The 14823-nt window shown below is 40.3% G+C and carries 12 protein-coding genes; all 12 read right to left on the reverse strand.

Going from position 1 to position 14823, the window contains the following annotated elements:
• Positions 1-13: 13 nt before the first annotated feature.
• The 12 genes from tig to HWX15_RS03365 all read right to left on the reverse strand — a co-directional run bounded on the left by tig (position 14) and on the right by HWX15_RS03365 (position 14707).
• Positions 14-1297, reverse strand: coding sequence for a trigger factor (tig, locus tag HWX15_RS03310; protein ID WP_175880272.1), 1284 nt, complete (start codon positions 1295-1297; stop codon positions 14-16).
• A 221-nt stretch (positions 1298-1518) separates the two neighbouring features.
• Positions 1519-2697: a PspC-like choline-binding domain-containing protein gene (locus HWX15_RS03315; protein ID WP_175880273.1), complete on the reverse strand. Its 1179-nt coding sequence runs from the start codon at positions 2695-2697 to the stop codon at positions 1519-1521.
• Between the two features lie 88 nt (positions 2698-2785).
• The gene (locus HWX15_RS03320) at positions 2786-3967 is read right to left on the reverse strand and encodes an N-acetylmuramoyl-L-alanine amidase family protein (RefSeq protein WP_175880274.1); all 1182 of its coding nucleotides are present in this window, start codon (positions 3965-3967) and stop codon (positions 2786-2788) included.
• An 88-nt stretch (positions 3968-4055) separates the two neighbouring features.
• The gene (locus HWX15_RS03325) at positions 4056-4961 is read right to left on the reverse strand and encodes a C40 family peptidase (RefSeq protein ID WP_175880275.1); all 906 of its coding nucleotides are present in this window, start codon (positions 4959-4961) and stop codon (positions 4056-4058) included.
• A gap of 280 nt (positions 4962-5241) precedes the next feature.
• Positions 5242-5874, reverse strand: a complete 633-nt coding sequence (locus tag HWX15_RS03330; RefSeq protein ID WP_175880276.1) for a response regulator transcription factor — start codon at positions 5872-5874, stop codon at positions 5242-5244.
• A 13-nt stretch (positions 5875-5887) separates the two neighbouring features.
• Complete coding sequence (locus HWX15_RS03335) at positions 5888-6883, reverse strand: envelope stress sensor histidine kinase LiaS (RefSeq protein WP_175880277.1); 996 nt, start codon at positions 6881-6883, stop codon at positions 5888-5890.
• Entirely contained in the window at positions 6880-7578 is a 699-nt protein-coding gene (gene liaF, locus HWX15_RS03340; protein ID WP_119948206.1) for a cell wall-active antibiotics response protein LiaF, read from the reverse strand. Before liaF ends, HWX15_RS03335 begins: the two co-directional genes overlap by 4 nt.
• Before the next feature lie 76 nt (positions 7579-7654).
• Positions 7655-8665, reverse strand: coding sequence for a type 2 isopentenyl-diphosphate Delta-isomerase (fni, locus tag HWX15_RS03345; protein ID WP_175880278.1), 1011 nt, complete (start codon positions 8663-8665; stop codon positions 7655-7657).
• Positions 8649-9656, reverse strand: coding sequence for a phosphomevalonate kinase (locus HWX15_RS03350; protein WP_175880279.1), 1008 nt, complete (start codon positions 9654-9656; stop codon positions 8649-8651). The genes fni and HWX15_RS03350 overlap by 17 nt, the downstream gene beginning before the upstream one ends.
• Complete coding sequence (gene mvaD / locus HWX15_RS03355) at positions 9643-10596, reverse strand: diphosphomevalonate decarboxylase (protein ID WP_175880280.1); 954 nt, start codon at positions 10594-10596, stop codon at positions 9643-9645. Before mvaD ends, HWX15_RS03350 begins: the two co-directional genes overlap by 14 nt.
• A complete protein-coding gene (gene mvk / locus HWX15_RS03360; RefSeq protein WP_175880281.1) occupies positions 10578-11456 on the reverse strand; it encodes a mevalonate kinase in 879 nt (292 codons plus the stop codon). The genes mvaD and mvk overlap by 19 nt, the downstream gene beginning before the upstream one ends.
• Before the next feature lie 173 nt (positions 11457-11629).
• Complete coding sequence (locus HWX15_RS03365) at positions 11630-14707, reverse strand: SHIRT domain-containing protein (protein ID WP_175880282.1); 3078 nt, start codon at positions 14705-14707, stop codon at positions 11630-11632.
• Positions 14708-14823: the final 116 nt, after the last annotated feature.

The raw sequence follows: 14823 nt of genomic DNA on the forward strand, positions 1-14823 counted from the left end.
TTGTTTATTAAGATTATTTAACTGTTGCTGTGCTTGTAATCAATTCAACAGCTTTTTTGATTGTGATATCGTGTTTCAACATATCAGCTGAAAGCAAGCTTTGTACTTGTGCAACTTCCATGTTGTAGTCTGTTGCCAATTGCTCAACTTCTTTTTGGATTTCTTCTTCTGAAGCATCAAATCCTTCAGCTTTGGCAACTGCTTCGATAACAAGGTTAGTCTTAGTACGTGACTCAGCTTCTGCTTGGTATTGGTTGTGAAGGTCTTCTTGAGTAGTTCCAGTGATTTGGAAGTACATGTCAGGGTTGATACCTTGACGTTGCAAGTTTCCAAGGAATTCGTTTACTGAGCGATGAACTTCTTCGTGAATCATTTCTTCTGGAAGTTCTACGATTTCAGCGTTTTCTACAGCTTTATCAATTGCTGCACCTTCTACTGCATCTTTGTAAGCTTCTTCTTTAGCAGCAGCCAATTCCTTGCGGTATTTTTCTTTCAATTCAGCAAGTGTTTCAACTTCTTCGTCGATGTCTTTTGCAAGTTCATCGTCAAGAGCTGGAACTTCTTTAGCTTTTACTTCGTGGATAGTTGTTACGAATTTAGCTTCTTTACCTGCAAGGTCTTCTGCTTGGTAGTCTTCTGGGAATGTTACAACTACATCAACAGTTTCGCCAGCTGAGTGACCTACCAATTGGTCTTCGAAACCAGGGATGAATTGACCTGAACCAAGTCCAAGTGAGAAGTTTTCACCTTTTCCACCGTCAAATTCAACACCGTCGATAGAACCAAGGAAGTCGATAACAACAGTGTCGCCGTTTTCAGCAGCAGCTTCTTTGATAACCAATTCAGCCAAGTTGTTGCGTTCGCGTTCGATACGCTCTTCAACGTCAGCGTCAGTTACTTCTTTTTCTACATCTACTGATACTTCAAGGTTTTTGTAGTCACCCAATTTAACTTCAGGTTTTGTCACGACTTCAGCTGTGATAACCCAGTCTTGACCTTTTTCCATTGAAGTCACGTCAATTTTTGGTTGAGCAACCACTTCAAGACCAGCTTCTTTTACAGCTGCTTCATAAGCATTTGGCAAAAGAGCGTTCATAACGTCTTGGTAAAGTGATTCTTCACCAAACTTTTTGTCGAAGATAGGGCGTGGAAGGTGACCTTTACGGAAACCTGGAACATTAAGAGATTTCTTCACTGAGTTGAAGACACGATCCAATTCTGGTTTGATTTGGTCTTGAGAGATAGTGAAAGTCAAGACACCACGGTTTGTTTCTTTGTTTTCAAATGATACAGACATTCTGTCATTTCTCCTTAAAATTTTTTAAATACAGTCTATTATAACATAAACGAGCGACTTTTTTCAAGTAATGACTGCGCTTTTCAATCATGCTGGAAGTATGGTTTCTTCTTAGTTTTCTTTAGGTTTCGAATATAATCTTATAAAAGATGTTTAATAATGGCTGATTACAGTAAAAAACGAATCGCCCACACATCCCTCATTAGGCGATTCGTTTTGTATTATTTAACCACAAGAACCTTGTAATATTCATACTTATTTGGCTGTGTAATCTTAATTTTTTGACCATAGAAACCATCGATTTCTTTGTCAAAATAATCTGAAAATCTTGATGGCAAGCGTTTCATCTTAAGAACCTCACCAGATTGGTCTGCATATACAAGTAAGTGATGGAGGGTTGTAGCCATACCGTCATCAATCAATACAAAGTAACCTGTTTTGAGCTTACCTTGTCCATTATCTAAATAGTATAGTTTATTGTTATTGATTGTGAAGTTATCAAATCGAAGTCGTACACCTGGGTCTTCTAGATAAAGATCATTGCCAACTTTTTTGATTTCTGATCTAGTTGTCATCTCTGGAAGTGGTAATACTCTACGACCATCTGCTCCAAAGTAATATCGACCTGGTAGATTTTGGAAATTACGAATAACAGCTTTAGGATCAATTTCTTGTCCTTCTTCTTTATTATCCACTAAAGCTAAGGTAGTATTTGCAACCTCATCCCCGTATTTGTCGGAAAACTTCTTGAACTCAGGTTTGATATACCAAGTGTTTTTAGCCACGATAACATCAGTAAAGTTATTTCCGTCAAATTTTGATGTAATCAGATACTCATATCCATCACCTAAACGGACAATATCATCATTTTTATAAGGGCTATTTTTTAAAGTCAACATATAGCCATCCTTACCAATGATATAACTTTCTCCATCGCTGGCTGGAACAGCTCTGTCTGCGACCATAGCACCTGATTTTTCAAAGTAAGACCATTCACCATTTGCAGTCGCCCATCCTGTTGCCATAGCGCCACTGCCTTTGAGGTAATACCATGTAGACCCTTCTTTGTACCAACCTGTACGCATGGCGCCACTATCTGCGAGCGAATACCATGTGCTACCTTCCTTGTACCAGCCAGTACGCATAGCGCCACTATCTGCGAGCGAATACCATGTATTTCCGTCTTTGAGCCAGCCTGTCTGCATGTTACCAGTGCTGTCGAAGTGATACCAAGAACCAGCATTTTGTACCCATTTATCCTTAGCGAGGCTTCCATCTTGAGAAAGATTCCAGTCAGCACCATTTTTAACCCAAGTATCTGCAGCCTGTGCTTGATTGATAGACAAAAGCAGACCAGCACCTGCAAGCAAACCAAGTGTAAGAAGTTTAGATTTTTTCATAGCCATTTTCTCCTATTCTATAGCGAAATGAACATGACTTCCTAGTATACAAAGCTGTTCGCTTTTTCGTTTTACTCTGTCAGACGTCTTATTTCACAACAGAAACATTTCCTGTCCTACTATCGATTTTAACAGTTTGATCGTAGAAACCGTCAATTTCTTTATTAAGATAATCTGAAATTCCTGTTGGCAATCGTTTCATTTTAAGAATTTCACCAGATTGGTCTGCATAAACAAGAATATGATAGTGATGATAGCTTGGTCTATCATCAATCAATGCAAAATAACCTGTTTTGAGTTTGTCATTAGCACCATCTAAGTAATATAGTTTATTATTATTGATTGTGAAGCTGGTAGCTCCAAGAAAAAGTCGTGCACCTGGATTTTCTAGATAGACATCATTTCCAATTTTTTTAATCTCTGAATAGGTAGTCATTTCTGGTAAATTTGTTACTCGACGACCATCTGCCCCAAAGTAATACCTGTTTGGTAAGTTTTGGAAATTCTTTATAACAGCTTTAGGATCAATTTCCTGTCCTTGATCTTTATTATCTGTTAAAGCCAACATCGTATTGGAAACTTTATCTCCATATTTATCAGAAAACTTTTTAAACTCTGGTTTGATGTACCAGGCATTCTTTTCAACAATGACTCCATCTTTTGTATAAATAAGGTGATAATCATAACCATCAGACAAAGTAACAATATTTGTGATAATTGTATCATCCGCTTGAGATTGTTCAACCTGACTTGGGAGTTTGGTTAACAGATAGCCATCCTTACCAATGACATAACTTTCTCCATCGCTGGCTGGAACAGCTCTGTCTGCAACCATAGCACCTGAGTTTTCAAAGTAAGACCATTGACCATTTTCAGTAGTCCATCCTGTTGCCATAGCGCCACTGTCTTTGAGGTAATACCATGTAGACCCTTCTTTGTACCAACCAGTGCGCATAGCGCCACTATCCGCGAGTGAATACCAGGTATTGCCTTCCTTGTACCAGCCAGTACGCATGGCGCCACTATCTGCGAGCGAATACCAATTGTTACCGTCTTTGAGCCAGCCTGTCTGCATTTTTCCAGAACCGTCAAAGTGGTACCAATAACCAGCATTTTGTACCCATTTATTTTTAGCAAGACTGCCATCTTGAGAAAGATTCCAGTCAGCACCATTTTTAACCCAAGTATCTGCAGCCTGTGCTTGGTTGATAGATAAAAGTAGACCAGCACCTACAAGCAAACCAAGTGTGAGTAATTTAGATTTTTTCATAGCCATTTCCTCCACGAATTGAAACTGAGAGATAGAGTTAGTTTAATCATATTTTTTATAGCACTCTTAAAGATATGAAATAAAGACCTTATTCCCAATATCTTCTACTGACTGAATATGGCATAGCAGATGAGTTAGCATATGACGCCATTTGTTTTTCATCAGGTTCATTCACAATTCGGCCATTTCCGACATAAATACCTACATGATCGTTTGTTTTATTATAACTATAAAACATTAAATCACCAATTTCTTCACTACCATGAGATACATAACTTCCACCTACAGCTTGCTCGTAAGAAGTTCTCCTAATATAAATATCAAAGCAGGCATGAATTGCTTGAGTGAATCCAGAACAATCAGCACCGATACTCTTATTTAATGTAGCTGCTCCATATTGATAAGGTAATGAACCTATAAAGGTTTCTGCATATTCAGCAATTGCCTGACCCTTATTTTCTACGCAAACACCGTTAGGTCTGAAGAAATAAGGTTTCCCATTAACTCTATTGTAATCAGTTAGCATGGAACCGTCATTTGAAAGATAGTACCAATTACCATCTGGGTTAATCCACTCATTTGATTTCATCCAACCTTGATCATCAAAATAATACCATTTCTCATCTAACAATTCCCAATGTTTAGCATACCCACCTGAAGTATATTTGAACCACCAGCGGCCATCTGTTTGCATCCAGGTTCCTTTACCATCTCTATTTTGATTAAATGCTATTTTTTCTTGATTGCCTTCTACTTGCGTTAATTCTCTAGGAGAAAATCCTACCAACTTAACTTGTTCTGCATCTTCAACCTTAATTTTACCTTCTTTAACAAGTTGATCAATTGCTTCTTTTTCGCTTGTATACTGTGAAGTTGTTTGTGATGTAGTCACTTTAGTGGTAGACGTTGTAGTTTCTGCATTAACTACATAAGTAGTTGATAACAAAGCTCCTGAAGTAAGTAATAAAGCTGCATAAGTAATATATTTTTTCATGACAAAAATCCTTTCTTCAAAATTCCTTAACGCTCTAGTGACCTTATTTTAATAATTTATGGGGACATGATTTTAACCTCCTTTTGAGTTTATATCAATCTTTTTTATGGTCAATATATTATTTTATCTATTTATAACTCTATTCTACTCCCCTATAAAATGAATGTCAACAAATAACATAAAAACATTGTGAAAAAAATATTTTATCATGCTAGAGGTACTTGCTCGCTTCCTTGATACTAAATCAAATCATTTCTCCAACACTATTTTTACATAACTATTAAAAGTCCTCACGCCCTACCAAGTGATGCTGGAAGGCATAGACTGCAGCCTGGGTACGATCGCTGACCTCAAGTTTGGCAAGGATATTGGACACGTGGGTCTTGACCGTCTTGAGAGAGATAAAAAGTTCGTCTGCGATGCGCTGATTTTCGTAACCCTTAGCGATGAGTTGGAGCACATCTCGCTCACGCGCAGTCAGGTCCTCATGTAGTTCTATGTGATTGCGGTGGTATTCGACTTTTTTGCTGACCTCTTGCTCAATGGCCAACTCCCCAGCAGCCACCTTACGGACAGCATGGAGCAGTTCGTCGGCACTAGAAGTCTTGAGCATATAGCCTTTGGCACCAGCATTCAAGACCGGCATGATTTTTTCATTGTCCAAATAAGAGCTCACAATCAAAATCTTGGCTTCAGGCCATTCTTTGAGGATAGCCAAGGTCGCATCAATTCCATTCATCTCAGGCATGACAATATCCATGACAATGACATCTGGACGCAGTTCCAAGGCCAAGTCAATCCCTTGAGACCCGTTGGACGCCTCACCCACAACTTCTACATCGTCTTGGAGGTCAAAGTAGCTTTTCAAACCCAAACGGACCATTTCATGGTCATCTACTAGTAAAATTTTCATCTTTACTCCTTTATCATTCCTTATCTAACAGGGGAATACGGATATCAACTGCCAGCCCTTGCTTGGGAGCTGTTAATAACTGAACCGTCCCTGCCATATCTTCAACCCGCTCCTTGATATTTCGCAGTCCATAACTCAAGTCGTCTAAGCTCCCTAACTGGAAACCAATCCCATTGTCCACCACCTTCAGTTGCAATTCAAGATCCGTCTGATAGAGATAGACATCCAAACAAGATGCCTGGGCATGGCGGAGGGTATTGCTAATCAACTCTTGCAGGATACGGAAGATATGCTCCTCGATTTTCTTAGGCAATTTCGTCACATTTTGCTTAAGACTAACTTTGAGGTCACTCTTGTCCTCAAGCTCTTTTAAGAGGATTTGAATTCCCTCAACCAGACTCTTCTGCTCCAGCTCAACTGGTCGCAAATGCAAGAGCAAGACCCGTAAATCTTTCTGGGCAGTTTCTAAAATAGCTGTGACACTCTGCAACTGGATTTGCATCTTTTCTCTATCCAATTTCAAAGCCTGCTGGCTGACGCCTGATAAAATCATGTGGGCCGCAAACAACTCCTGACTGACTGTATCGTGCAAATCCCGAGCAATCCGCTTTCTTTCCTGCTCAATGATTTCCTCTTCCTGAGCAAGACTGTGATTTTCAGCCTTTTGAAGTGCTTCTGTCAAGAGGTTAAGTTTCCCTGACAAAGACTTGAAACTGGCGTCCAAATCTGAATCGGAAACCTGAATCACTTCTTTCCCTGCCAACAAACGCTTGAGATTAGCCTGCATTTTTCTTAGAGAAAGCTCTTCAATACCTCGCCAAAACAGGACTAAGAGACAGGTCATGGACATGCTGAATACTAACAACAAAAAGACAAATTTTTCTGTTTTTTCGACATCATGTAAGAAAATAGTCCAGTCAAAGTCAAGGATTTCCAGCAAGCTGTGGGAGAAAAATAAGACAAACAGGACGGAGGTGAGAGCAATGATTACATAAGCTTGTTTTTTCATCCTCTGACCACCTCCACATCCCCAATCATAGTGGTCAAGAAAATCTTGACACTCTTGTTACTCTTGAGATAGTCTTTCGTTTCCTGATGATAGTGTTCATTTCGGAGGGCTCGCTTGGGCTGATTGAAAAAAGTCAAATCCCCATAGAGACAGTTAACGCTAAGACTGACTTCCACATCTACAGGTACGATGATTTTGGTCGTGCCTACCATCTTTCTAAGGATAATAACATTGTCATGATTGGTTAGGATGACCCTCTCCAGATGAATAGTATCCTTACCCATGAGGCGAAAGAGATTGATATCATCGAATTGGCAAGTCTGGTAGCTTGAAAAATGATGAAGATTTCCAAACCAACGATTTTTCTCCTTCTTAACCGTTACCACCTCTTCAAAAACCAAATTGGTCTGCTCTTTTTCCTGGTTCATCATCGGATAAAGAAGAAAGAGGCTGTAGATGACCGCAACAAAAATAGCTAGAATCACAAAAGGATTGAGCATGACGATGAAAAAGAAGAGAATGCTTGCCACCACTAAAAGAAGATTATTGCCCTCTTTACCAGTGTAATAGCGAATCAAAAGTAAAAAGAGGAATAGTATCAGCAGAAAACGCGAAAAATGCTCTGATACCATCAAAATCAGAGCTCCTGTCAGAAGACAGGCTTCGATAAATAAAAAGATTTTAAATTTTCTCATAGGTGCATCCTCTCCTTTCTATTTTATCACAATTCAAAAAAGTCACCTCAGTCTGAGGATGGAAAAAAGGCGGTGATTACGCCTTTTTCATCTGATCTTTTGCTTCTTTTAATTTTCCATAAAGAAGATAGTCTACTTTTTGCAGATCTGCTATGGTGACACAATTAAGAGCACACATGATTAAGCGTAAATCTTCTTTCCAGCCTTGAACAATGCCAATCACTTCTTCGACTGAATAGATTTCAACCAATTCCAGAACTGTTCGAGACAGTCCTACAGCCTTGGCGCCAAAAACTAAACACTTAATCATATCCAGCGGATTCCGAACACCTCCACTAACCAAGAGTTCGACCTTATCTTTCCAGTCTTGAGCGTTGAGAAGGGCTTGCATAGTTGACTGGCCCCATTGATTGAGATAATCACGCTGACCACTGCGACGGTTTTCGATATAGGCAAAGCTGGTGCCACCACGGCCTGACAGGTCAAAGGCTCGAACGCCCAATTCATAGGCTCTTTCAATGGTCTTGACATCCATTCCAAAGCCGACTTCCTTTAGGACAATCGGAACAGGGATTTGCTGGCTATAGTCTGCCAGATGCGATTGCCAGCTTCTGAACATTCTTTCTCCCTCTGGCATGAGCAATTCCTGCATAACATTGACATGAACCTGCAAGAGAAGAGGGGTCATCTCATCTACAGTCTGAAGTCCTAACTCGACAGGCTTGTCCAATCCAATATTGGTTCCAAGAAGGAGATTTGGATGACTAGACTTGACAGAAAATGAATCATCTGCTGGATCTTTGAGGGCTGCACTATAAGATCCTGTCACAAACAAAATCCCACAGGCATCTGCCACCTGAGCCAGCTTTTGATTGATTTCTCGCCCTTTATCACTCCCTCCTGTCATGGCATTGATATAGAAAGGAAAGTCCCACTTGCGACCTGCAAACTCTGTCGACAGATCGATTTCATCCAGGTCATAAAGAGGCAAGGAAGAATGAATCAACTCCACCTCATCAAAGCTATTATAGGAGCTTTTCTGCTCAAGGGCATAGCGGATATGCTCGTCCTTACGATTTGTCATCATGTCCTATCCTTTCTTGGTATAAGAGCTCAATCCCCAGATCGGCCCAGCGAGTTTTTAAGGTTTCAGTTGATTGCACATCAAAACTCAAGGCAATGCCACAGTCACCACCACCAGCGCCACTACTCTTGGCAACAGCCTGCAAATCTTGACTGGCTTCTTTCAGCTGTCTGAGCGAAGGCGTGTAAATATCTACGCTCAAGCCTTCTAAAAGTTGACTGGCTACTTCTACTTGCTCAATAACTTTTTCGACTTTCCCCTGCTCCAAGGCTTCTACCAAAGTAGCCACTGTTTCTTTTGAGGAACTTAAAAAATTCTGATTGATATTTTGCTTGATTTGCTGGACCATGTTACTAGACACAGCTACTTCCTTGGTCCATCCCACTAGGAAATCACATTCTAGGGCAGGTTTCACTTGTAAGATGGAAAAGCCCCAATCACGCTCTAAAACTGTCGACAAATTTTCTTCTTTTAGCCAAGCTGCTACCTTCTGGCGATCAAATGACTGGTAGAGAACCAATTCCTCTGCCACAATACAGGCAAGGTCCCCCATGGAACCATTGTCTCCGCGCTTGAGCAAGACAGCACTGGCCAGCTTGAATAAGAGCTCCTGATCAACCGTAATATCATATAGAGTCAGCAGGGCCTTGATAACCAAGACAACGACGCTACCGCTAGAACCTAGACCAAACTTTTTCCCTTCCCGTTCCATTTTTCCTCGAATTTCCAAAGAAAAAGGTCGCAAGGTCTGCCCACGATAAACAAGGAAATCTTGCACTAAAGCAATCGTTTCTTGAATCAAGCTATAGTCAGGATTTGGCGTCAAATCTACTGCGAAATCAAACAGATCTGAGTAGATACGGTAACTATCAGAAAAAGTAATCTCGCCCTTCATATAGATGGGAATGGCCTTTATCAAGGCCAACTGCCCTGGCTCTAAAATAGCGTATTCACCTGCCCAATAGAGTTTCCCGCAAGTTTTAACAGCAATCATCTTGGCTCAAATCCTTTGTTTTTGACACAATCAAGCGATAACGTTGACCGAAGATTTCTGATAAATGCTCCAAGTCTTTCTCTTGACAGAGAACCTTGACATTGGGACCAGCATCCATGGTAAAGTAGCAGGCCTCTCCTTGCTCACGGAGCTGGCGAACAAAGTCCATGGCCTCATAAGAAGCATCCGTCAGATAAGAAAAGGCTGGTGATGCAGTTTTGGTCGTAGCGTGCATAGACAGGGCATTTTTCTCCGTTAGCTCCCCAACCTTGGCAAAGTCATTTTCCTTGAGATAAACCAGCATATCCTGATAGTCTTTCTCAGACTGACGCACCCAGTCATCAAAGGTCGTCGAAGTTTCCACACAAAGTTTCATCCCATCACGACTAGAGATTGGTTTTTTCTTGTCTTCTAGCACCAACATAATCATAGCTAGTTTCAGGTCTGTCTCTACAGGATAAATTTCCCCACTATCCTTATCCCAAGCACCTAGAGGTCCGTAAAAACTCCGAGAAGAAGAACCTGATGCAAACTTAGCCTCCTGCGCCAACTGGCTCCGATTCAGACCAAGATTGAAATAAGCATTGCAAACCTTAACCAAGGCTGACAAACCGCTAGAACTTGAGGACAAGCCCGCTGCGGTAGGCATATTGTTTTGAGTGTCGATACGGACAAAGCCTTCTCCAGCTGGACGGTAGCGGTCAATAATCTTACTCATCTTGGCATGCTCCGCCTCATTTTGTAGCTGACCATTGATATAAAAGGCATCAGCTGTCGCATCCGTCGGTGGAGGCGACAAGGTCGTCTCCGTATACATATTCTCCAAAGTCAGAGAAATACTGCTAGTAGCAGGTACCATCTCTTTTTCTTTTTTCTTTCCCCAATATTTGATAATAGCAATATTTGCGTAGGAACGTACTGTTACAGGCTCTCTATCCATGTCTGAACAGCTCCTTTCTCTTCTAATCTTTCTGCTAGTTCTTGTGCGTGTATTAAATTATCTGCCAAGGCTATAATACAGCCTCCTAGTCCACCACCGCTCATCTTGGCACCCAAAGCACCATGGCTAAGAGCCGTTTCAACGAGGGAATCCGCCTCAGGGCTACTGACACCAATTTCTCTTAAATGTAAATGCGCTTGACTGAGGATTTGTCCCAGCCTTTCAGCATCTTTTCGTGTAATTGCTTCTTCTGCCTGCTGGGTCAATTCCCCCAAGGCATGTAAAAACGGTAGGGCATCCTTACCCTTGTTTTGAACCACTTGAATCGCTTCACGAGTGTGACCATAAACACCCGTATCGGCAATCACCAAATAGGCGGATAAATCCATCTCAAGCTCTGTAAATCCTACGTTCTTGATAAAGCGAATAGGTTGGTCACTAAGACAGGTCTTAGCATCCAAACCACTAGGATTCATATGGGCAATCATCTCCGCCCGATTGACCAAGATTTCTAATACATCATAAGGCAGTTCTGCCTGATAATAGTCAAATACCGCACGAATGGCCGCTATGCTAATAGCCGCTGACGAACCCATTCCCCGTTTTTCAGGGATAGCCGAGTCAATCTCACAGCGAATGCAGGCTTCTTTGATATCCAAATACTCCAGCGAAGCATAAACTGCCATGGACAAGGTATCTTCCTCATAAAGGCGCCAAGGTCTGACAGCAGGAACTACCTTACAAGTCACCTCCACCTCCAAAAGAGGCAGGGAAATGGCAGGATAGCCATAAACGACCGCATGCTCCCCTATTAAAATAATCTTACTATGTGCCTGACCGACACCAACTTTTTTTGTCATATTTTCCTTTTACTAGACGAAAAAGTCGTCTTATTTATCATACAAGTATTGCTTCTCTCCTATCTATTTTATTATATTTTCACAAAAAAAGCGATTGTTTCCTTCACAATCGCTTTTCCCATTATAAGGATATATTTACATCATTTTATTATTTAAACGATTTCTAGTATGTCCTATTCTTCTCGTTTTTTAGGAAATACCGTCAAAGCACCTAGGATAGATAAGCCACCTAGAGCTACCAACCATTCATCTTGTTGACTACCTGTCTGAGGTAGTTCATCCTGCTTGTGCACTTCAGTACTTCCTTGATTCCAATTCTCTGAAGAAGTTGGAGTAGGAGTTGGGGTTGGTTGCGGTACTGGCTGTGGTGTTGGTTGGGGTGATGGCTGAGGCTCAGGTTTTGGCTCTGGTTTTGGCTCCGGCTTAGGCTCCGGTTTTGGTTCCGGTTTTGGCTCCGGTTTTGGTTCTGGCTTAGGCTCTGGTTTTGGTTCCGGTTTAGGCTCTGGCTTAGGCTCCGGTTTTGGTTCTGGCTTAGGCTCTGGTTTTGGCTCCGGCTTAGGCTCTGGTTTTGGCTCCGGCTTAGGCTCCGGTTTTGGCTCCGGCTTAGGCTCCGGTTTTGGTTCTGGCTTAGGCTCTGGCTTAGGTTCCGGCTTCGGTGCGCTAGCTGTAAATACCCATGTTCCTATAAACTCTACATCTGCTTTATTTACTTGTTTATTTTCAGCATCGTAACTCTTGAATACCCATTTTCCATCATTTTCTGCATCTACGTACTCTGTTTTTGTCGGTTGAGTCGCATTTACATTTGCTTTATCTACATAACGATTTGGGTCTGTTGGTTTATAGCCTTCGATTGCTGCTGGCAATGTCTTACCTGGTGTCCCACTTTGGAATTTGTAGGTTACACCGTATTTATTAGCTTCGAATACCCATGTTCCTATAAACTCTACATCTGCTTTATTTACTACTTTATTTTCTGCATCGTAACTCTTGAATACCCATTTCCCATCATTTTCTGTATCAACATACTCTGTTTTTGTTGGTTGAATTGTTGTTACATTTGATTTATCTACATAACGGTTTTGGTCTGTTGGTTTATAGCCTTCTATTGCTGCTGGCAATGTCTTACCTGGTGTCCCACTTTCAAATTTATAGGTTACACCGTATTTATTAGCTTCGAATACCCATGTTCCTATAAACTCTATATCTGCTTCATTTACTGCTTTAATATCTTTATCGTAGCCTTTAAATACCCATTTACCATCTTCTTCTGCAACTGGGTACTCTTTTGTAGTTGGTTGAATCGCATTTACATTAGCTGTATTTTCATACGTTTTTGGGTCTGTTGGTTTATAGCCTTCTATTGCTTCTGGCAAATCTTTTCCTTCTGTTCCACTTATAAACTTATACGTTGCTTTATAAGGATAAACATAACCTAGTTCTAAAACATTAGCTTTTACTTCTTTAATAGGTAAATTGTCAGACAAATCAAAACTCAAAAAACTAAATCCTACTCGACCTGCACTTGGGTGAACATTACCCTCAACAGAACCTGTTACGCTTAGTACACCATTTGTATCTGCTAACTTTTTGGCTTTATCTTGTGCAATACGAACAACCATCTGATTGATTTCTTCATCATTCTTATCAGGGAATAAGGTTTTAAGCTCTGTTGATGAAAGAGTTTTAAGTGTCATATTACGCATAATGGTTTCGGCAATAGATTTTCCTTCATCTGGTTTTATAACACTTTCAGCGATACGCTCATTACGTTTATCACGTTCACTTTCTGGCCTATTACTATCCTTTTCATTTAAAGATCTAAGGATCATCCTGAATGTTATATTATTGTAGCCTTTAGTTTCAACACCAAATGTCACTTTAGGATCTGTATTACTAACTAATGAATTAAAGCTATCTTTTGTATTTCCTAAATTTGTTCCATCTTTTGAATAAACATTTAGAATTTCTTTTGTTCCATCTTTCTTAATTCCTATAGCATATAACGGTCTCCATGAATAACCATTAAACTCCGCATATAGTTTTTCCGGAACAACTAAATCTTTGTCTAAATTCACATTCAAGTCTACATATGTGTACGTTTTTTTCTTTTCATCTATTTCAAATTTATTATTTTTGTATGAGTTTGATAAAACAGGTCCCTGTCCTCTTGCATCAGGATTTCTGTAAACAGTCATCGCTGTACTATTATCCATTTCAAACTCAGCTTTTAGAACCACTTCATTCACTTTTGTAGTATCATTATTTTCCGGGTTGTACTTATCAATGATACGACGTGTATTTTTTTCATCTTCTACATCTTCTGTTGCTTTGCTTAACTTAGTATTCGGTAATACATCTTCCGATTCAACTTTCGTATCAATTTTAACCTTGTTAGCATTAATGGTGAATCTTTTTAAGCCTTTTAAAAGAATACTATACCTTCGCCCATCCGTTGGGACAGGTTCTTCATTCTTGGTAAAGCTTGTGTAAACACCATATAACTTTGAATCTGGTTTTAAACCTTTTGGAAAGGCTGTTGCTAATGTATCTTCTGGTGAAAATAGTCTAGCTCCGTTCTTTTCATCAATTTTCCCATCTACTGAAGGTTTGTCAGACCAACCAAGAAAAGTGTTGGCAGTACTAGAAGAAAATGCTGGCTTTCCTAACTTATCTTCCCCCGTCTTATATTCCCTAGGTGTATCTTTTCTGATAGTAGGATCATTTGCGTTTACATCCCACTGTTTCATAAGTGTTACCTTACCAGCATAGTTAGGTTTTTCCTCATTATTTCTTGCTCCATCGCTATCCTCTGGCTTAATATCTGTTGATACAGCTCTATCACTACCTAGCGTTGTACTAGGCATATCATTTCCATTTCTTACTTCCGCTGCACGAGGTACTCCTTGAAGAGAGTTTCCATTACTCTCAGTTAATGCAGCTGTATTTGTATCTGTATTTGTATCTATATTTGTATTTTCTATTTCTGTGTCACCAGTATTAGCACCAGAAGTGCCTAGTGTGCTTGTTGTGCTTGTTGTACTTGCTGAACCTGGTGTACTTGGTGGGGCTGGTGTGCCTGATACTGGTTCACCTGATATTGCTCCATCCGCTTGAACAGTCGCCACACCAGTTGCAAAAAACAACACCGAAGCTACTGCTACACTAGCTACTCCCAAATGATGCTTTCTAATAGAATAGCGTAAAACTTTTTTCCCGTTTTCTTCACATTTTCTTGACTTAAAGTTCATTTTCAACCTCATTTCTTTTTTACAAATGGGTACTTATACCCCCCCCCTTAAATATTTAAGTATTTAAAGAAGGTTCGATTTTTAAGCCTAAAATTGTAATTGTTATGGTGCTTTCA

Origin of the sequence: Streptococcus thalassemiae (assembly GCF_903645285.1) — a bacterium.
Lineage (GTDB): Bacteria > Bacillota > Bacilli > Lactobacillales > Streptococcaceae > Streptococcus > Streptococcus thalassemiae.